We start from the raw sequence: 19,166 nt of genomic DNA, 5'->3' as shown, positions 1-19,166 counted from the left end.
GTCTGCGGCCGTGTCCATTGGGTAGGGCTGCTGTGTCCACTTAGCCCATCGTAGGGAGGCCCCTGTGGCCGCTGCACAGCTTCTCCTCTCCGCCCTGTCCAAACCCGTGCCCGCCCCTCGTGCCGACATCACCGCCGCGTTCCCCTTCGACGACGCCGGTTTCGCCGAGCCGCTGCTCACCTCCGAGCCGCCCCTGACCAGCGAACCCCCGATGGCCGACGCCGCCCCGCTCACCAGTGAGCCCCCGATGGCCGACGCCGCCCCCCTGACCAGCGAACCGACCGCCCACGGCACCGCATCGGGCGTGGAGCCCACGGGGGTCTAGATGGGCCTTGCCCGGCTCGCGGCCCTGCACGGCGTCGCCACGTCCTACCAGCCGTCGGCGCACCGCACGCTCCAGGTCCCCGACGAAACGGTGGTGGCCGTTCTGGCGGCCCTCGGCGTCGACGCGCGCACGCCCGAGGCGGTGCGTACGGCCCTCGAAGCCCACGAGGCCGCCGCCGCCCGCCGTCTGCTGCCCGCCACGCTGGTGTCCTGGACGGGCCCGGCCGGCCCCCAGCCGCCACCCGCCGTCGCCGCCCTGCCCGCGGGCACGCGGCTGCGCGTCGAGACGGAGCAGGGGCCGGCGGTGGAGTGGCAGACGCCGGCCGCCGACCCGCCCGAGCCCGCGCCCGACGCGGCCCGGCCGCCCTCGGCCGCCGCCGCGAGCGGGGCGAGCGAGGGCCGCGTGTCCGGTAACGGCAGCGAGTCCGGCAACAGCAACACATCCGGCAACGGCAGAGTGGCCGGTCACGGCAGCGTGGGCAGCGAAGGCTGGGGGCAGCTGCCTCTCGGAGTGCACCGGCTGGGCGTGCGTACGCCGGAAGGGCAGGAGGACGCCGCGACGCTCGTCGTCGCGCCCGCCCGTGTCCCGCAGCCCCCCGGCCGCACCTACGGGTTCATGGTCCAGCTCTACTCCCTCCTCTCCCGGCGCTCCTGGGGCATGGGCGACCTCGGTGACCTCGCCGAGCTGGCCGCCTGGTCCGGGCGCTCCCTCGGCGCCGGCTTCGTGCAGATCAACCCGCTGCACGCGGCCGTCCCCGGTACGCCCACCGACCCCTCCCCCTACCGCCCGTCCTCGCGCCGCTTCCCGGACCCCGTACACCTGCGGGTCGAGGACGTTCCGGAGTACGCCCATGTCCCGCCCGCGGACCGTGCCCGTATCGACGACCTGCTCGACCGGGCCGCCACCCTGCGCGACGGCGTACTGAACAAGGGCGAGCTGATCGACCGCGACGCCGTGTGGCAGCTGAAGAAGCAGGCCCTGGAGCTCGTACGTCCGGTCCCGCTCGGCACCGGCCGCCGCGCCGCCTACTGCGACTTCCTCGCCGAGCAGGGCACCGCCCTGGAGGACCACGCCACCTGGTGCGCGCTCGCCGAGATGTACGGGCCCGACTGGCACACCTGGCCGTCCGCGCTGCGCGACGCCCCGCACTCCGCCGCCGTCGAGCGCGCCCGCAACGAGCTCCACGACCGCGTCGACCTGCACTGCTGGCTGGCCTGGCTCACCGACTGCCAGCTCGCCGCCGCCCAGAGCGCCGCCCGCGCGGCGGGCATGCCCGTCGGCATCGTCCACGACCTGGCCGTCGGCGTGCACCCCGGCGGCGCCGACGCCTGGGCGCAGCAGGACGCGTACGCCCGCGGCATGTCCGTCGGCGCCCCGCCGGACGCCTTCAACGCGCTGGGCCAGGACTGGGGCCTGCCCCCGTGGCGCCCCGACGTCCTGGCCGCCGCCGGGTACGCCCCCTTCCGCGGCCTGCTGCGCGGGCTGCTGCGCAACGCGGGCGCGCTGCGCATCGACCACGTCATGGGACTGTTCCGGCTCTGGTGGGTCCCGGAGGGCCTCGAACCCACGGCGGGAACGTACGTCCGCTACGACGCCGAGGCGATGCTCGCCGTACTCGCCCTGGAGGCCCACCTGGCGGGTGCGAGCGTCATAGGGGAGGACCTGGGAACGGTCGAGCCGGGGGTGCGGGACGCGCTGACCGAGCGCGGTGTGTCCGGTACGTCGGTGATGTGGTTCGAGCGCGACTGGGCCGGTACGGGCAGGCCGCTGCCCCCGGAGAACTGGCGCGAGCACTGCCTGGCCACCGCCACCACCCACGACCTGCCGTCCACCGCCGCCCGCCTGACGGGCGAGCACGTCGCACTGCGTCACCGGCTCGGCCTGTTCACCCGTCCGCTGGAGGAGGAGCGGGCCGAGGCGGCCGTGGAAGTGGCCGACTGGCTGTCGTACCTGGCCAGGCTCGGTCTGCTGCCGGAGGGCGTGGGCGACGAGGAGGGCGAGATCCGCGCGGTGTACCGCTTCCTGCTGCGCACCCCGGCCCGGATGGTCGGCATCTGGCTGCCGGACGCGGTGGGCGACCGCCGGCCGCAGAACCTGCCGGGCACCTGGGACCAGTACCCGAACTGGCGACTGCCGGTGGCGGACGCGGAGGGGCGGCCCGTAACCCTGGAGGGACTGGCCGCGTCGCCGCGGCTGCACGATCTGATCGCCGCTTTCCGGACGCGTACGGCATCGGCCGGGGCGGTGTCACCGCCTGTGCCACCGGCTGTGCCGCCCCCTTCGCCGCCCCCTATGGCACCCCCGGGCGCGCGGCTCCCGTAGGCGTTCGCTACGTTTGCACTGTGGACAAGAAGAATGCCCTGCGCGCCGGTGCCGTCGCGGCCGGTACGACGCTGATGATGCTGCTCATGTCGTCCCCCGCGCTCGCGGCCATCCCCGACGACGGCGACGACCCGGGGCCCGGCCTGAGCGTGGCCGAGACGCTCGGTCTGTATGTCGTGGCTCCGATCGCGCTGTTCCTGGTGATCACGGGTCTCGTCATGGTGCTGGACAAGTCCAAGAAGCAGAGCTGACACCAACCCGTACACGTTTCTGAGGGCGCCTTCGTCCGTACGCGAGTAATCGCGTACGGGACGGAGGCGCCCTTTAACGTTTCCGATCTTTCAGCTGAACTGAACGAATGCGTCGAAAAGATTCGATGGACCTGATGTGTGCTGCGATGCGACGGTAGAAACCGCAACCAAGTTGGAGGGGATGGCATGGCAGTGCGGGACCGCGTCCGTATCGGCAGCGAGCCGGCAGGGAAGAGGGGGCGGAGGACGAGGGCGGAGGAGAAGGCGGACGAGGCCGGGAAGGCGGAGAAGGCGGCGGTCGTCGGTCTCGTCCTCGCCGCCGTCGCGACGGTCGTCTGGTCCGGCAGCTTCGTCACTTCCCGCGCCCTCCACGACTCCGTCCCACCCGTCCACGCAGCCTTCTGGCGCTGGATCGTGGCCATCGTCGCCGTGGTCCCCTTCGCGGCCCGCGAGGTCTGGCGCCAACGGGCGGTGCTGCGCCGCCACATGGGCTTTGTGGCCCTGGCCTCGCTGCTCGGCGTAACCGTCTACAACACCCTCGTCAACCAGGCCGGGCTCTCCACCTCCGCGGGCAACATGGGCATGATCATGGCCGCCTCGCCGGTCCTGATGGCCCTTTATGAACGCCTGGGCGGCGCCCGCCTTGGCGCCCGCCGCACGGCCGGGATGCTGGTGGCCTGCGCCGGGGTGCTGCTGCTGGTCAGCAAGGGCTCGTTGGCCATGGACTTCGCGGCCGGGGATCTGTGGATGCTGGCGGCGGCGGTCTGCTTCGGCTCGTACAGCGCGCTGCTGCGCCGCAAGCCGGCCGGGATCGGCGGACTGGCTTTCCTCTTCAGTACGTTCGTGCTCGGCGCGCTGATGCTGTTGCCGGCGTACGCCGTCAGCCTGGCGCTCCAGGGCGGCTTCGAGCCGACGGTGGGTACGGTCGGCCCGCTGGTGTACGTGGGCGTCTTCTCCTCCGCGGTCGCCTTCTTCGCCTGGAACAAGGCGATCGCCCTGATCGGCGCGGCGAGGGCGGGCGTCGTCTACTACCTCCAGCCGGTGTGCGTGGCCCTGCTCTCCCTCGCCCTGCTGGGTGAGGCGACGGGCCCGACGCAGATCGTGTGCATGGCGCTGATCCTGGGCGGAGTGATGCTGGGGGCGGGCCGGGGACGGTGACGGGCCGTGTGGCGGCGGCGGGCCGGGATAGATTCCGTACCGTGATCGAGTGGGACATCAAGAAGCTGCGGATCCTGCGCACCCTGCGCGACCGGGGGACCGTGACCGCGACGGCCGAGGCGTTGATGATGACGCCGTCGGCCGTTTCGCAGCAGCTGTCCAACCTCGGCAAGCAGCTCGGAGTACCTCTGCTGGAGGCGCACGGGCGGCGGGTACGTCTGACGGACGCGGCCCATCTGGTGCTGCGGCACGCGGAGGCGGTCTTCGCGCAACTGGAGCAGGCGGACGCCGAGTTGACGGGCTATGTGCGCGGGGAGGCGGGAGAGGTGCGGGTCGGGGCGTTCTCGACGGCCGTGCCCGCGCTGGTGGTGCCGGCGGTGCAGCGGCTGCGTACGACACATCCCGCGCTGGAGGTACGAGTGCGGGAGGCGGAGGCGGCGGAGGCGTACGAACTACTGGCGGGCGGGGCGGTGGACCTGGCGCTGTCGCTGGCGGCGCACGCACCGACCGCCCGCGACCTCCAGCTGGCCCGTGTCCCGCTGCTGGCCGACCCGTTGGACGTGGCGCTCCCCGCGGGGCATCCGCTGGCGGCGGCGCCGGGGCTGAGGCTGGCGGACCTCTCGGGCGAGCCGTGGATCTTCGGCGGGAGCGGGCCGTGGTCGGAGATCACGCGCCACGCGTGCGAGGCGGCGGGCTTCGTACCGGAGCAGGCGCACAGCGCCGCCGGCTGGACGGCGATCCTGGCCATGGTCGAGGCGGGGATGGGCGTGGCCCTGGTCCCGCGCATGGCGGCGGCTGAACGGCGTACGGGGGTGGTGATGCGAGTGCTGAGCGCGGACCAGCCCCAGCGCCACGTGGTGGCGGCGGTACGCCGGGGCGCGGAGGCGGGCCCGGCGGTGGCCCGCGTGCTGTCGGCGTTGCGCGAGGTGGCGGCAGCACGGCGGGGGTGAGGCGAGGACTCCAACCATTCGCACCTGCTTCAAAGCTTGTCCAGAAACTTTCGATGGACCTGACCGTTCCTGCGATGTGACAGTCAGTGCATGACCACGACGACCGCAGCGCACCCGGAAGACCCGCACGCCAACGACGCCGCCCCCTACGGGGGAGGCGACCCGTACGCCGATTACCGGGGTGGGGACTTTCCCTTCACCGAGCTCGTCGACCTGGCCGACCGGCGTCTTGGGGCCGGGGTCATCGCCGCCAACGACGAGTTCTTCGCCGAGCGCGAGAATCTCCTCATCCGGGAGCGCGCGATCTTCGACCCGGAGCACTTCGGGCACAAGGGCAAGATCATGGACGGCTGGGAGACCCGCCGCCGACGCGGCGCCGACGGGTCGCACCCCTTCCCGGCGCCCGACGACCACGACTGGGCCATCGTCCGCCTCGGTGCCCCCGGCGTCATCCGCGGCATCGTCGTAGACACCGCCCACTTCCGCGGCAACTACCCGCAGCGCGTGAGCATCCAGGCCGCCGCGGTGGAGGGTTCGCCGAGCGCCGAGCAGCTGCTCGACGCCGACGTGAAGTGGGAAGAGCTCGTGCCGCCCACCCCCGTACGCGGACACGCCGCCAACGGGTTCCACATCACCAGCGAGCGCCGCTTCACCCACATCCGGCTCTGCCAGCACCCCGACGGCGGCGTCGCCCGCCTCCGCGTGCACGGCGAAGTCGTGCCCGACCCCGAGTGGCTCGGCCTTCTCGGCACCGTCGACCTCGTCTCCGTACTCAACGGAGGGGTGTACGAAGACGCTTCCGACAAGTTCTACTCGTCGCCGACGCAGATCATCCTGCCGGGGACCTCGCGCAAAATGGACGACGGCTGGGAGAACCGCCGCCGCCGTGTCCGCGACACCAACGACTGGGTGCGCTTCCGCCTCGTCGCGCAGGGCGCCATCCGCGCCGTCGAGATCGACACGGCGTACCTCAAGGGGAACTCGGCCGGCTGGATCGCCCTGAGCGGGCGCAACGGCGGGCCCGAAGAGAACGCGGAGTGGTTCGAGATCATCCCGCGCACCAAGCTCCAGCCCGACACGCTGCACCGCTTCAAGCTCCCGGCCCAGGCTGTCGCCACCCACGTACGCCTCGACGCCTTCCCCGACGGCGGCGTCGCCCGCATGCGGTTGCACGGGGCGCTCACGGAGCAGGGCGCGGCCGAGCTGCGCGCGCGTTACGAGGAAGTGGCCGGCCAGTAGTCGCCTCGGCCAGTAGACCCCGCCCGGCGGACGGCAGCGGCACAGCGCCCGTCCGTCGGGCGGTTTCAATGGTGCACGAGAGGGCGCCCTGCACACAGCAGGGCGCCCTCTCGTGTGTGCCGGTGCGGGGCGTCGGCGGCGCCCCGCACCCAGCCGGGCCGCAGCTACGCCCCAGCCGCCGCCGCATCCGCCGCCTGGGCCTTCAGCGCCCGCTCGATGCCCGCGCGGGACTCCAGGACCAGGCGGCGCAGCGCCGCGTTCGGGGACGCCGAATCCAGCCACGCGTCCGTCGCGTCCAGCGTTGCCCGGGAGACCTGGACCGCCGGGTACAGGCCGACGGCGATCTGCTGGGCCATCTCGTGGCTGCGCGACTCCCAGACGCCCTTGACCGCCGCGAAGTACTTCTCCGTGTACGGCGCCAGCAGCTCACGCTGAGCAGGGTCGGTCTGGACGAAGCCGCTGATCACCGCCTCCTGCGTGGAGTTCGGGAGCTTGTCGGACTCGATCACCGACGCCCACGCCTCCGCCTTCGCCTCGGCCGTCGGCCGCGCCGCCCGCGCCGACGCCGCGTGCAGCTCGCCCGCCGACGTCTTGTCGCGCTCCAGCTCCGCCGCGATCACCTTCTCGTCCGCGCGTCCGGTGGCCGCGAGACGCCCGACGAACGCCCAGCGCATCTCGGTGTCGACCGCCAGACCGTCCACCGTCTCCGTGCCGTCCAGCAGGCCCTGCAGCAGGTCCAGTTGGGCGTCGGTACGGGCCGTCGCCGCGAACGCCCGCGCCCACGCCACCTGGTGGTCGCTGCCCGGCTCGGCGGCGCGCAGGTGCTCCAGCGTCGCCTCCGTCCACCGTGCGAGGCCCGTCTCGCGCCAGTCCGGTGCCGCGTACAGCTCCAGGGCCAGCTTCGCCTGGCGGTGCAGCGACTGGACGACGCCGATGTCCGACTCCTTGCCGATGCCCGACAGGACGAGCGCGAGGTAGTCGCGGGTGGCGAGTTCGCCGTCGCGCGTCATGTCCCACGCGGCCGACCAGCACAGTGCGCGCGGCAGCGACTCGGTGAAGTCACCGATGTGCGCGGTGACCACCGCCAGCGACTCCGCGTCCAGACGCACCTTCGCGTACGACAGGTCGTCGTCGTTCAACAGGATTACGGCGGGGCGCGGCGTGTTCGCCGGGAAGGGGACCTCCGTCAGCTCGGCGGCCTCGATGTCCAGCTCGATGCGGTTCGTACGGACCAGCTTGCCCGCGCCGTCCAGGTCGTAGCAGCCGACCGCGATCCGGTGCGGACGAAGGATGGAGGTGCCCTTCGCGCCGGCCGGGAGCGCGGGGGCCTCCTGCCGCACGGCGAACGACGTGACGTTGCCGTCCGCGTCCGTCTCGATCTCCGGGCGCAGGATGTTGATGCCGGCCGTCTCCAGCCACGCCTTCGACCACGTCTTCAGGTCGCGGCCGGACGTCTTCTCCAGCGCGCCGAGCAGGTCGGACAGGCGCGTGTTCCCGAACGCGTGCGCCTTGAAGTACGCCTGCACGCCCCGGAAGAACTCGTCCTGGCCGACGTACGCGACGAGCTGCTTCAGTACGGAAGCGCCCTTGGCGTACGTGATGCCGTCGAAGTTGACCAGCACGTCGTCCAGGTCACGGATGTCCGCCATGATCGGGTGCGTGGAGGGGAGCTGGTCCTGGCGGTACGCCCAGGTCTTCTCCGAGTTCGCGAACGTCGTCCACGAGTGCGGCCACTTCGAGCCCGGCGCGTGCGCCTGGCAGGCGACCGAGGTGTACGTCGCGAACGACTCGTTCAGCCACAGGTCGTTCCACCACTCCATGGTGACCAGGTCGCCGAACCACATGTGCGCCAGCTCGTGCAGGATGGTCTCGGCGCGCCGCTCGTACGCCGCGTCCGTCGTCCGCGACCGGAAGATGTACTGGTCGCGGATGGTGACCGCGCCCGCGTTCTCCATCGCGCCCGCGTTGAACTCCGGCACGAAGAGCTGGTCGTACTTCGCGAAGGGGTACGCGTAGTCGAACTTCTCCTGGAACCAGTCGAAGCCCTGCCGCGTCACGTCGAAGATCGCGTCCGCGTCCAGGAACTCGGCGAGCGACGGGCGGCAGTAGATGCCCAGCGGCACGCTCTGCCCGTTCGCGCCCTCGTACGAGCTGTGGACGGAGTGGTACGGGCCGACGATCAGCGCGGTGACGTACGTCGAGATGCGCGGCGTCGGCTCGAAGAGCCAGATGTCGTCCTTCGGCGCCGGGGACGGGGCCGGGGAGTTCGAGATCACCGTCCAGCCGGACGGCGCCTTCACCGTGAACTGGAAGGTCGCCTTCAGGTCCGGCTGCTCGAACGACGCGAAGACGCGCCGCGCGTCCGGCACCTCGAACTGGGTGTAGAGGTACGCCTGCTGGTCGACCGGGTCGACGAAGCGGTGCAGGCCCTCACCCGTGTTCGTGTACGCGCAGTCGGCGACGACCTTCAGATTGTTCTGACCGGCTTCGAGGTGCTTGAGGGTGATACGTGAATCGCGGAAGACCGCTGCGACGTCGAGCGGCTTCCCGTTCAGTACGACCTGGTGCACGGCGGGCGCCACCAGGTCGATGAACGTCTGCGCCCCGGCCTCGGCGCACTCGAAACGCACGGTGGTCACGGACCTGTAGGTGCCGCCCTCCTGCGCGCCGCTCAGGTCGAGCTCGATCTCGTACGCGTCAACAGTGAGCAGGCTCGCCCGCTGCTGGGCCTCTTCGCGGGTCAGGTTCGTGCCAGGCACCCGGTCATCTCCTCGGTATGTGTCGTTTTCCGTCATCCTTCCACGGCTCCTGGGTGATAGCTGCTGAGTTAGCTCGCAACTGTCAGGGGCGATGTCCGATGTCCGCCAGCACGCCACGCGGGGCGCGGCGAAGCTGGCCGTATGACGACGACCACGACCACGACCACGGCCGCGAAGACGATCTACATCGCCCGCCCCATCGAGCCCACCGCCCTCGCACAGCTCCGGGACACCGACGACGCCGGCCGCGCCTGTGTTCCGTACGCCGACGAGGAGGGCGGCGCGCCGCTGCGCTGCTGCCTGCGCCTGAGCGGGCCCGGCGAGCAGGTCGCGCTCGTCTCGTACGCGCCGCTGCGCCGCTGGGCGGCCGGGACGCGGGCCGGGCCCGGGGCGTACGACGAACAGGGGCCGGTCTTCATCCACGCCCAGGAGTGCGACGGGCCGCAGGCGGCTGACGGTTATCCCTTCGCCCGCGTCGGCGCCCTGCGGACCGTGCGCCGCTACAACGCCGACGGGCGGATCGTCGGCGGCCGGCTGGTGGAGATCCCGGACGACCCGACGACGGGGTTCGACGCCGCGTTCGCCGAGGCCTTCGAGGAGCCGGACGTGGCGCTCGTGCACGTCAGGGCTGTCGAGTACGGCTGCTTCCACTTCGAGGTCCGGCGGCCGTGACCCGGCGCAGTCCTCACTCCGCGATACCGGAAACCGCTCTCGCGAAGGCCCGTACGCGTTCCGTCTCGCCGTCGCGGTGCCACACCACGCCGAGCACCGAGTCCGGCAGCCCCTCGACCGGTACGAACACCACGTCCCTGCGGCCGTGGTACTCCGCGGTCGGCCGGCACAGCAGCATCCCGCCCCGCCCGGCGGCGACCAGGGTCAGGCCCTCCTGGAGTGTGGTGACCGACGGGCCCGGAGCGGCGGAGGGGGCGTGCACGTCGCGCCAGTACGCCGGTGCGGGAGCCGACGCCGTGACCAGGGGGACGGTGGCGACCTCGTCGGCGGTCAGTGAGGCGCGGGCCGCGAAGGGGTGACGTACCGACAAAGCGACCGTCTGCCGCTGCCTGGAGAAGACCGGGCCGAGGGCCAGATCCGGCTCCGCCACCGGCAGCAGCACGATCGCCGCGTCCACCTCACCGCGCCGTACCGCCCCGAAGGGATCGGAGAAGGGGATCTCCGCGATCTCCGTCACGCAACCGGGGTGCCGATCCTGAAAGGCGGTGATCACCCCCATCACAGGGACGTCCGCCGTGCCCTGGAAGCCCAGGCGCAGACGGCCGTCGACACCGCGCGCCTCGGCACGGGCGACCTCGACGGCCGCACGGAGGGTCTCGTACGCCGGGGCCAGGTTGGCCAGGAACCGTTCGCCCGCCGGGGTCAGGCACACGCGGCGGCTCGTGCGGTCGACGAGGCGGGCACCGATGCGGGTCTCCAGCGTGCGCAGGAGCTGGCTGACGCGGCTCTGCGACACGTACAGCCGCTCGCCCGCGCGGCCGAAATGCAGCTCCTGCGCGAGCACCAGGAAACTTTCGAGTTCACGGATCTCCAGCCCGGCCACACACGCCCCCTGATCGATGAGTCCGGCTCATAGAAGGATGAGAACTCCGCCGTTGTTCCCGGCCGGGGCGCGCAAGAGGCTGGACGGCATGTACAGGAACAATGAACTGCCCCATGAACGGGCCGCGTTGCCGCCCGCCGTGTTCGCCGTCGCCGCAGCGACCTTCGCCGTCGTCACGACCGAGATGCTGCCGGTCGGCCTCCTCACCTCCCTCGGCGCCGGCCTCGGTACGTCCGACGGCACGGCCGGGCTGACCGTCACCCTGCCCGGCCTGGTCGCGGCGCTCGCCGCGCCCCTGCTGCCCGTCGGCGTGCGGCGTGCGGACCGGCGGCTCGTGCTGTGCGGGCTGATGGTGCTGCTGGCCGTCGCGAACGCGCTGTCCGCGCTCGCGCCCGGTTTCGGGGTGCTGCTGGGCGCGCGGGCGCTGGTCGGGGTGTGCATCGGCGGGGTGTGGGCCGTCGCGGCGGGTCTCGCCGTGCGGCTGGTGCGCGACGAGGGTGTGGGCCGGGCCACCGCGGTGATCTTCAGTGGCATCGCGGTGGCGTCCGTCGCCGGGGTGCCCGCCGGGACGCTGATGGGCGAACTGGCGGGGTGGCGCTGGGCGTTCGCCGCCATGGGCTTCTTCTCGCTGATGGTGGCGGTCCTGCTCGGCGTGCTGCTGCCGCCCCTGCCCGCGCGGGGCGCCGTCGGGCTCCGGGAAGTGGCGGGGCTGCTGCGGGTGCCGCAGGTGCGGGCCGGGCTGCTCGTGGTGCTGGCCCTGGTGACCGGGCACTTCGCGGCGTACACCTACGTACGTCCGGCCCTGGAGCGCGTACCGGACATCGGCGCGGGCCTGGCGAGCGGGCTGCTGCTGGTGTACGGGACCGCGGGCATCGCCGGGAACTTCCTCGGCGGCGCGGCCGCCGCCCGCGATCCGCGCCGCACGCTCCTGGTGATCTCGGCGGTGCTCGGTGTCACGGTCCTGCTGACGGCCGGGGTGGGGGGTGCCTCGGCCGTGGCCGCGGCGGCGCTGCTCGTGGTGTGGGGCCTGGCGTACGGCGGGGTGTCGGTCAGCGCGCAGAACTGGCTCATGGCAGCCGCACCGGCGCGGCACGAGGCGGCCTCGGCGCTGTTCGCCGGGGTCTTCAACGCCGCCATCGCGCTCGGGGCGCTGCTCGGCGGCCGGGCCGCGGACCGCTACGGCGTGCCGGGGCCGCTGTGGCTCGGCGGCGCGCTGGCGCTGGTGGGGACAGTGGCGGTCGTGACGGTGCGTACGTGTACGCGTACGCCGGCGGGGCGGGGGTCCGAAGAGCCCCGCCCCGCCGAAAGCACTGAAAGTACTGAAAAGGTCAGGCCTTGAGCTCGGCCGCCACCAGCTCCGCGATCTGCACGGCGTTGAGCGCCGCGCCCTTGCGGAGGTTGTCGCCGGAGAGGAACAGCGACAGGCCGTTCTCGGCGGTCTCGTCCCGGCGGATGCGGCCGACGTACGAAACGTCCTTGCCGGCGGCCTGGAGCGGCGTCGGGATCTCGGACAGGGCGACGCCCGGAGCCCCGGCCAGCAGCTCGGTGGCGCGCTCCACGCTCAGCGGACGCTCGAAACGGACGTTGACCTGGAGCGAGTGGCCCGAGAACACCGGGACGCGCACGCAGGTGCCGGAGACCTTGAGCCCGGGGATCTCCAGGATCTTGCGGGACTCGTTGCGGAGCTTCTGCTCCTCGTCGGTCTCGAAGGAGCCGTCGTCGACGATGGAGCCGGCCAGCGGCAGCACGTTGAAGGCGATGGGGCGCTTGTAGACGCCGGGCTCGGGGAAGTCCACGGCCTCCCCGCTGTGGGTGAGGTCGGCGGCGTGGTCCACGACCTTCTTGACCTGGCCGTCGAGCTCGGCGACACCGGCCAGACCCGAGCCGGACACGGCCTGGTAGGTGGTGGCGACCATCGCGGTGAGCCCGGCCTCGGCGTGCAGCGGCTTGAGGACGGGCATCGCGGCCATCGTGGTGCAGTTCGGGTTGGCGATGATGCCCTTGGGGCGGTTGGCCACCGCGTGCGGGTTGACCTCGGAGACCACCAGCGGCACCTCGGGGTCGCGGCGCCAGGCGGAGGAGTTGTCGATCACGACGGCGCCCTGCGAGGCGACCTTCTCGGCCAGCGCCTTGGAAGTCGCGCCACCGGCGGAGAACAGCACGATGTCCAGGCCGGAGTAGTCGGCCGTCGACGCGTCCTCGACGGTGATGTCCTTGCCCTGCCACTCGATCGTGGAACCCGCGGAACGGGCGGAGGCGAAGAGGCGCAGCTCGTCGGCCGGGAACTCGCGCTCGGCCAGAATCCTGCGCATGACTGTGCCGACCTGACCGGTGGCTCCGACGATTCCGACCCTCACGAGGACTCCTTGGTGCGTGCGAACGTGCTGCTGCGGGCTTGACCTGGTGCTGTCCATAATGCGTCTGTCCCCGGCCGCCTTGTCCAATCCATTGTCCGGCCTCTGGACGGCGTGACCATCGTCACCGCCGTCCCGGCCGTCACCTGATCTCCAGATCCCACGCGCCCCCCGTCCTGAGCTGCACAAGCCGCCCGGGAACGGGTTGTCACGCGAAGGGGCGGGCGCCTGTGCGGGCGCCCGCCCCTCCTCCGTAAATCACCTCGCTGCGAACGGTGCTACGGCGTGACCTTCTCGATCTGCGCGCTGCCGGAGCCCGCGACCGTGCCGCGCGCGTTCACCAGCTGCACCTCGCCGAAGAACTTCCGCCCCTCGGGAGCCGCGCCCGCCACCACTACCTCGGCCTTGACCTGCGCCGAAGCACCGTTGGCCAGCTTCACGACCTGCGAGTCGTCGACCTTGACCCGGCCGAGCGACGGCGCGAAGTACACATCGCGGTAGTCGTACGCCGTGGTCCCGGCCGGGACCGAGTAGCCGTCGACGACGATCCTGTACGTACCGGCGGCCGGCTTGACGAGGCTGACGGCCTCCTCCGAGTCGCCGTCGGCGGCCTGACCGACCAGCGTGTTGCCCCGGTAGACCGACAGGTCCAGGTCGGCGGAGGTGTCGGAGACCTTGCCGATCGCGATGTCGAGACGCTCCACGCCCTCACCGATGGTGAGCGTGGACTCCTGCTGCTCCCCGTCCTTGATCGACGGACGGCCGTCCTTCGACGAGCCGAGCGAGCCGGCCTTCAGCTTGCCGTCCAGCGTGGCGAAGCCGTTGGTGACCTTCCACTCGACCGGGGCGGGCGTGCCGACCTCGGCCTCGGGGATGGTCTGCACGGCCGGATCGAAGGTGGCGCCGAGCACCGCGACGTCCAGCGTGTACGGGTTGTCGAGGAGCGGCGACGTACGGCGCGACTCGACCTCGACCTCCCAGACACCGGCCTGCGGGTTCGGGTACGAACGCAGGTCGGGGCGGCACGTGCTGGCCGGGTTCGGGTAGTTCGGGTAGCAGACGATCGACGAGGTGGAGTCGACCGGGAGCCCGTACGGGTGGATGCCGATGAAGCGGGTCTGGCTGCCCTTGCCCAGCCCGCCGAGCGCGACCTCCAGGGACTTCGCGCCCTCGGGGACGTTGATGAAGTACGACTTGGTGCTGTTGCGCTGCACCGAGCCGGAGTCCGAGAACGTGTACGCGGGCTTCACCAGGTCCTTGGACACGACCACGGTCGCGAGGATCTGCTTGTCGACGCCCTCGGTGCGCTCGTCGTCCACCTCCAGGGCGGCGCTGTGGACACCGGCGGAACCGGGCCTGGCCTGCACCTTGACGGTGACCGGCTTGTTCAGCGGCAGGTCGACCTCGTCGTCACCGAGGAGGCGGAACGTGCCGTCGTTGTACTTCCAGTCCAGCTCGTGCTCGATCACGCGGTCCGGGCCGCTCGTACGCGTGATGGTCACGTCGTACGTCTTCTTCTGCCCGGCTTCGAGGCCGCCTTCGCGGTCGTAGAGGCCCGTGCCGAAGCCCGGCGTCTTGAGCGCGTAGTCGATCGCGGTGTCGACCGGGGCCTTCACCGCGTAGTCGTGCGCGGTCGCGCCGTCCCTGATCGCGTCCCAGGCGTCCACGATGTCGATCAGACCGGAGCCCTGCTCGTGCGCCTGCGTGCCGCTGATGCGGTTGGCGGTGCTCGTCAGCGCGGTGCGCAGCTCGACCGGCGTCAGGTCGATCTTCTTCTGCTTGGCGGCCGAGAGCAGCAGCGCGCTCGCGCCCGCCGCCTGCGGCGAGGCCATCGAGGTGCCCTGCAGCATCGAGTAGCCGGCCGGGAGCTGGTAGCCCGCCTCGGCGACCGGGCCGCCGGGCGACCAGGTCTGGGTGGTGTTGATGGACGCGCCGGGCGCGGAGATGGTCGGCGCGAAGCCGCCGTCCTCGCGCGGGCCGCGGGAGGAGAACGGCATCATGGCGTACCGCTTCTCCACGACCGAGCCGTAGTTGGCGGCCCAGGTCTCCTTGGAGATGGACGCGCCGACCGAGATGACCTTGTCGGCCAGCGACGGGTCACCGATGGTGTTGGTGCCCGGGCCGGAGTTGCCGGCCGAGATGACGAGCTGGACGCCGTACGTGTCGATGAGGCGCGTGTAGAGCTGGGCGCGCGCGTTGTTGCCGTCGTTCAGCGCGGGCAGGCCGCCGATCGACATGTTGACGATGTCGACACCGCGCTTGGTGACGAGGTCGATCATGCCCTCGGTGAGCGCGACGTTGGTGCAGCCGCCGCTCCAGGTGCAGGCGCGGGAGGAGACCAGCTTGGCGCCGGGGGCGGCGCCGTTCATCCGGCCGCCGAAGAGGCTGTTGGCGGCGGTGATGCCGGCGACGTGCGTGCCGTGCGAGCCCTCGATGACGCCGATGTTGACGTAGTCGGACTTCGCGCCCGCCGCGTTGTAGACGACGTCCTTGCGGACCTCGGCGACGAACGGGATCTGCTCGACGACCTCGGTCGCCGGGTCGTCCTTGCCGAAGTACCGGATCTGGTGCTCGTCCTTGTACGGCTTCATCGCCTCCTCGTCGCCGAAGTCGGCGTCGTCGTCGAGGTCGACGCGGACCGTGCTGGAGGCGGCGTCGTACAGCACGCCCCAGACGTCGGTGGTGTCACCGTCGCGGTTGAGGTCGCCGTTCATGTCGCCACCCCTGGTGGCGGCCTCGGCGAACTTGGTGAACATGTACGACCCGGCGGGGGCCGAGTACGTACGGCCGCCGGAGTTGAACACCGGGCCGGTCACGGCGCTGTTCATCTGCAGCCAGGTGCGGTCGCCGTCCGTGACCGGGTCGGTGGCCGTCACCCAGTCGACGATCTTGCGCTCGCCGGTGGTGGTCTTCTGGAGCGCGGGGTGGCCGAGGTCCACACCCGAGTCGAGGATGCCGATCGTGACCCCGCGGCCGTCGGCCTTGGGGTGGTCCTCCACGAACTCCACGGCGCCCGTCTCGAAGGACGGGTTGTACGGGTTCTTCGCGGGCGTTCGCTTCCCGGGGCCGGAGTACGTGCCCTCGGCGGCGGCGTCCGCACCCTTGCCGCGGTCGGCCGCCGGCGTCGGGTCGTCCAGCAGGATCTCCTGCTTGAGGTCGATGCCGTGGACGGAGGAGAGCTTCGTGGCGGCCTTGATGGCCGCGTCCGCCTTGCCGGTGGGCAGGGTGGCCCGTACGTAACCGAGCCTGTCGTCCGTACGGCCGACCACGCCGCCCTGTACGGAGTCGAGCTGCTGCGCGACCTGCTCGGTGGCGCCGGGCGCGGTGGCGACCATCAGCGTGACGCTCTTCGCGCCCTCGGCCTCTGCCTCCGCGAGCAGCTCCGCGTCGGCGGAACCGAGCTTCGCGGCGGCGGACTTGGGCGCGGGCGCCGTGGTCCGGGGGTCGTCGGCGCCGGCCGCCAGGGCGGGGACCGGTGCAGCCGCACACAGCGCGGCGACCAGACCGGCGGCGAGCGCTATGCGGGCCGCGGGTCTCGCCCCGGGTATGGAGCCGGATGATTCGAGGGTCATGGGCTTCCCTGTATGTGAAAGAAGGAGTCGTCCGGTAGGTCGTCCGGAATACGGTGCCGGATGACCGCTCAGCCTCGCCTAAGTGAGGGTTGTTTGGGGAGAGTTGCCCATGTCGTAATACAGTCGTGGCACACATCCGCCACCGCGCGGTATGCGCCACCGGGGCTGAATCACCAGATACCGGGCGCCTTGTCGGCCCCACCCCGTAACCTCACCCAATGAACCGAGAGCTCAGGGTGGCGGCCTACGCCGTGTGCGTGCGGGACGGCCGGGTGCTCCTGGCCCGCTGGGTGGCGCCCGACGGCGCGAAGCGGTGGACGCTGCCGGGCGGGGGCATGGACCACGGTGAGGACCCGTACGACACGGTGATCCGCGAGGTGGCGGAGGAGACGGGTTACGCCGTCGAGCCGGTCCGGCTGCTCGGCGTCCACTCCATCACCCGGCGCTATCCGCGCCGGCTCGGCGCGTTCGCCGACTTCCAGGGCCTGCGGCTGGTGTACGAGGGCGAGATCACCGGCGGCGAACTCCGCCACGAGACCACGGGCTCCACCGACCTGGCGGCCTGGCACCCCCTGGACGAGGTCCCCCGCCTCGACCACGTCGAACTGGTGGACACGGGAATAGAACTGTGGCGGACGAAACCGGCGACGGGACGGGTGGCGGTTCCGGGGAGGTGAGGGGGCGGGGCGCTGGGTGCGAGTGGGCATGTGCGGGTTGCATGACGGCTCGTTGCCTGCGGCGCACCCGCACCACACCGGCACCCGCGTCCGCCCACCCGCACCCGGCAGTGATCCCTGTTCGTTGATCGGCGTTGCGCGTTGCGGAGCCGTTAACGCGCAGGCCATTCCCGGTGTCAACGATCCAGTGGGGCAAGGGGTTCCACCGGGTCACGCCGGCGGTCCACCCCCTGCCCGGCCGATGCGACCGCACCCCCGGGGAGACCGCGCCATGTCACGCCTACGCTCCGCAGCCGAAGCCGCCCTCGACCGCCGTTCGTTCCTCGCCGCGACCGGAGCGGTCGGCATCTCCGCCGGCGTCGGGCTCGCGCTCCGCCCGGACCACGCGGCCCACGGTGCCCGGGCCGGGGCCGCCGCCCCGCCCGCCCCCGCCGGCCTCGCCGCCCCCGGAGCGTCACCCTCCGCCGCCAAGGCCCCGGCCCGCATCGCGCCCTGGGCCGCCACGACGCTCCGTACGGTCGCCACCCCGCGCGGCTCCCTCTCCGGCTACCGCCGCCTCGGTACTGGCCCCGGCTGGAAGCGCGTCGTACGCACCCAGCTCGCCGCCGCCCGCTCCGGACGCGTGGAGCGGCGTACCGCTCTCGCCTCCTTCGTGCAGCTCACCGACATGCACCTCACCGACGTACAGCACCCCGTCCGCACCGAATACCTGCGCGCCCAGGCGGTCGGCGCCTGGCGCCCGCAGGAGGCCCTCACCGTGCACGGCGCGATCTCGCTCGTCGAGCGCGTCAACGCGCTGCGCGCCGGGCCGGTCACCGGGGCGGACCTCGGCTTCGTGATGACGACCGGTGACAACACGGACAACAACTGCAAGGCCGAACTCGACTGGTTCCTGCGCACCATGAGCGGCGGCCGCATCACCCCCAACACCGGCGACCCCGCCCGCTACGAAGGCGTCCAGGACTCCGGCCTGCCCCTGTACTGGCACCCGGACGGCGCCCTGCGCGACGCCGACAAGAAGCGCGGCTACCCCCGCCTGGAGGGCTACCTCGCCGCCGCGCTGCGCCCCGTGACCAGCCCGGGCCTGAACCTCCCCTGGTACTCCACCGTCGGCAACCACGACGACCTGCCCAGCGGCTGCTTCGCCAACGGCAACGCGTCCGGCTTCCTCGCCGACTTCGCGGTCGGCGGCCGGAAACTGCTGTCGCTCCCGGCGAGCGAGGCGAGCGCGCTCGAAGCCGTACTCAAGAAGGGCAACGACCCGCGCGGCACCTACTTCACCGACCTCCTGCGCCGCGAGGCCCGCCGCATGCGCCCCGTCACGCCGGACCCCTCCCGCGCCCCCTTCACGCCGCGCGAGTACGTCGAGGCACACCTCGACCCCGCGTACGCGGGCGCGGGCCCGGCCGGGCACGGCTACACCCGCGAGAACGCCGACACCGGGAACCTCTACTACTCCTTCCGCGTCTCCGACGGCGTACTCGGCATCAGCCTCGACACGACCGACCGGGGCGGCCACTTCGCGGGCTCGATCGGCAAGGCCCAACTGGACTGGCTGACGCGCACGCTGCTCGCCCACCGGGACGACCACGTCATCGTTTTCAGCCACCACAACAGCTGGACGTTCGACGACGGCGGCGGCGACAAGCTCGTCGCCCTCCTCAAGCGGAACCGCAACGTCATCGCCTGGATCAACGGACACAGCCACCGCAACGAGATCCTCGCGCACGGCACCTTCTGGGAGATCTCCACCGCCTCGCACGTCGAGTTCCCCCAGCTCGCCCGCATCATCGAGCTGACCGACAACCACGACGGCACGCTCTCCCTCTTCACCACGCTGATCGAGTCCGCCGCCCCGCACAGTACGGACTACACCGACCTCTCCCAGACGGGCCTGGCAGCGCTCTACCGCGAACTGGCCCTCAACACGCCGGGCGCCCGGCAGACCCTGGCGGGTCCGGCGGACGCCCGGAACACGGAGCTTTTGGTGAAGAAGCGCTGACG

Annotated in this window: 14 protein-coding genes; 10 read left to right on the top strand and 4 right to left on the bottom strand. The window is 71.9% G+C overall.

Going from position 1 to position 19,166, the window contains the following annotated elements; translation table 11 throughout:
* The first annotated feature begins 127 nt into the window (after positions 1 to 127).
* The 6 genes from J7E91_RS17510 to alc all read left to right on the top strand — a co-directional run bounded on the left by J7E91_RS17510 (position 128) and on the right by alc (position 6,245).
* On the top strand, positions 128 to 325 hold the full coding sequence (locus J7E91_RS17510) for a hypothetical protein (RefSeq protein WP_374224731.1): 198 nt from the start codon (positions 128 to 130) through the stop codon (positions 323 to 325).
* Positions 326 to 2,647, top strand: a complete 2,322-nt coding sequence (gene malQ, locus J7E91_RS17505) for a 4-alpha-glucanotransferase (protein ID WP_214905212.1) — start codon at positions 326 to 328, stop codon at positions 2,645 to 2,647.
* A 20-nt stretch (positions 2,648 to 2,667) separates the two neighbouring features.
* The gene (locus J7E91_RS17500; protein ID WP_028814504.1) at positions 2,668 to 2,898 is read left to right on the top strand and encodes a hypothetical protein; all 231 of its coding nucleotides are present in this window, start codon (positions 2,668 to 2,670) and stop codon (positions 2,896 to 2,898) included.
* A gap of 186 nt (positions 2,899 to 3,084) precedes the next feature.
* Positions 3,085 to 4,056, top strand: coding sequence for a DMT family transporter (locus J7E91_RS17495; protein WP_214905210.1), 972 nt, complete (start codon positions 3,085 to 3,087; stop codon positions 4,054 to 4,056).
* A gap of 41 nt (positions 4,057 to 4,097) precedes the next feature.
* A complete protein-coding gene (locus tag J7E91_RS17490; protein WP_214905207.1) occupies positions 4,098 to 5,006 on the top strand; it encodes a LysR family transcriptional regulator in 909 nt (302 codons plus the stop codon).
* Positions 5,007 to 5,096: 90 nt separating this feature from the next.
* Positions 5,097 to 6,245 carry an allantoicase gene (gene alc, locus J7E91_RS17485; RefSeq protein WP_214905204.1) on the top strand — a complete coding sequence of 383 codons (1,149 nt, stop codon included), beginning with the start codon at positions 5,097 to 5,099 and terminating at the stop codon, positions 6,243 to 6,245.
* A gap of 164 nt (positions 6,246 to 6,409) precedes the next feature.
* Here the strand turns inward: alc and pepN are convergent, their stop codons facing one another.
* Positions 6,410 to 9,004: an aminopeptidase N gene (gene pepN, locus J7E91_RS17480; protein ID WP_214905201.1), complete on the bottom strand. Its 2,595-nt coding sequence runs from the start codon at positions 9,002 to 9,004 to the stop codon at positions 6,410 to 6,412.
* A gap of 141 nt (positions 9,005 to 9,145) precedes the next feature.
* Here pepN and J7E91_RS17475 point away from each other — a divergent pair, with 141 nt between their 5' ends.
* Positions 9,146 to 9,676 carry a DUF1203 domain-containing protein gene (locus J7E91_RS17475; protein WP_214905198.1) on the top strand — a complete coding sequence of 177 codons (531 nt, stop codon included), beginning with the start codon at positions 9,146 to 9,148 and terminating at the stop codon, positions 9,674 to 9,676.
* Between the two features lie 13 nt (positions 9,677 to 9,689).
* Here the strand turns inward: J7E91_RS17475 and J7E91_RS17470 are convergent, their stop codons facing one another.
* Positions 9,690 to 10,559 (bottom strand): LysR family transcriptional regulator, encoded by an 870-nt coding sequence (locus tag J7E91_RS17470; protein WP_214905195.1) that lies wholly within the window; start codon positions 10,557 to 10,559, stop codon positions 9,690 to 9,692.
* Positions 10,560 to 10,647: 88 nt separating this feature from the next.
* Here J7E91_RS17470 and J7E91_RS17465 point away from each other — a divergent pair, with 88 nt between their 5' ends.
* Positions 10,648 to 11,898 (top strand): MFS transporter, encoded by a 1,251-nt coding sequence (locus tag J7E91_RS17465; protein ID WP_214905192.1) that lies wholly within the window; start codon positions 10,648 to 10,650, stop codon positions 11,896 to 11,898.
* Here J7E91_RS17465 and J7E91_RS17460 read toward each other — a convergent pair.
* Positions 11,888 to 12,916, bottom strand: a complete 1,029-nt coding sequence (locus J7E91_RS17460) for an aspartate-semialdehyde dehydrogenase (protein ID WP_214905189.1) — start codon at positions 12,914 to 12,916, stop codon at positions 11,888 to 11,890. The two genes, J7E91_RS17465 and J7E91_RS17460, sit on opposite strands and share 11 nt — an antisense overlap.
* A gap of 275 nt (positions 12,917 to 13,191) precedes the next feature.
* Positions 13,192 to 16,485 carry a S8 family serine peptidase gene (locus J7E91_RS17455; protein ID WP_214905178.1) on the bottom strand — a complete coding sequence of 1,098 codons (3,294 nt, stop codon included), beginning with the start codon at positions 16,483 to 16,485 and terminating at the stop codon, positions 13,192 to 13,194.
* Positions 16,486 to 16,703: 218 nt separating this feature from the next.
* On the opposite strand from J7E91_RS17455, the gene J7E91_RS17450 reads away from it, so the two are divergent.
* Together J7E91_RS17450 and J7E91_RS17445 are read left to right on the top strand one after the other, a co-directional pair.
* Positions 16,704 to 17,162 (top strand): NUDIX hydrolase, encoded by a 459-nt coding sequence (locus J7E91_RS17450; protein WP_214905175.1) that lies wholly within the window; start codon positions 16,704 to 16,706, stop codon positions 17,160 to 17,162.
* 271 nt (positions 17,163 to 17,433) lie between these two features.
* Positions 17,434 to 19,164, top strand: coding sequence for a TIGR03767 family metallophosphoesterase (locus J7E91_RS17445; RefSeq protein WP_214905163.1), 1,731 nt, complete (start codon positions 17,434 to 17,436; stop codon positions 19,162 to 19,164).
* Positions 19,165 to 19,166 lie beyond the last annotated feature (2 nt).

It is taken from the genome of Streptomyces sp. ISL-99, from assembly GCF_018614005.1.
Classification (GTDB): domain Bacteria; phylum Actinomycetota; class Actinomycetes; order Streptomycetales; family Streptomycetaceae; genus Streptomyces; species Streptomyces flavidovirens.
The sequence above is the reverse complement of the archived record's forward strand: the minus strand, read 5'-3'. Positions and strand labels throughout refer to the sequence as shown.

Bases quoted from the DNA above. Each gene is read 5' to 3' on its own strand.
- J7E91_RS17445 (WP_214905163.1), top strand. From the start codon at position 17,434: ATGTCACGCCTACGCTCCGCAGCCGAAGCCGCCCTCGACCGCCGTTCG.
- J7E91_RS17450 (WP_214905175.1), top strand. From the start codon at position 16,704: ATGAACCGAGAGCTCAGGGTGGCGGCCTACGCCGTGTGCGTGCGGGAC.
- alc (WP_214905204.1), top strand. From the start codon at position 5,097: ATGACCACGACGACCGCAGCGCACCCGGAAGACCCGCACGCCAACGAC.
- J7E91_RS17465 (WP_214905192.1), top strand. From the start codon at position 10,648: ATGTACAGGAACAATGAACTGCCCCATGAACGGGCCGCGTTGCCGCCC.
- J7E91_RS17475 (WP_214905198.1), top strand. From the start codon at position 9,146: ATGACGACGACCACGACCACGACCACGGCCGCGAAGACGATCTACATC.
- malQ (WP_214905212.1), top strand. From the start codon at position 326: ATGGGCCTTGCCCGGCTCGCGGCCCTGCACGGCGTCGCCACGTCCTAC.
- J7E91_RS17455 (WP_214905178.1), bottom strand. From the start codon at position 16,485: ATGACCCTCGAATCATCCGGCTCCATACCCGGGGCGAGACCCGCGGCC.
- J7E91_RS17495 (WP_214905210.1), top strand. From the start codon at position 3,085: ATGGCAGTGCGGGACCGCGTCCGTATCGGCAGCGAGCCGGCAGGGAAG.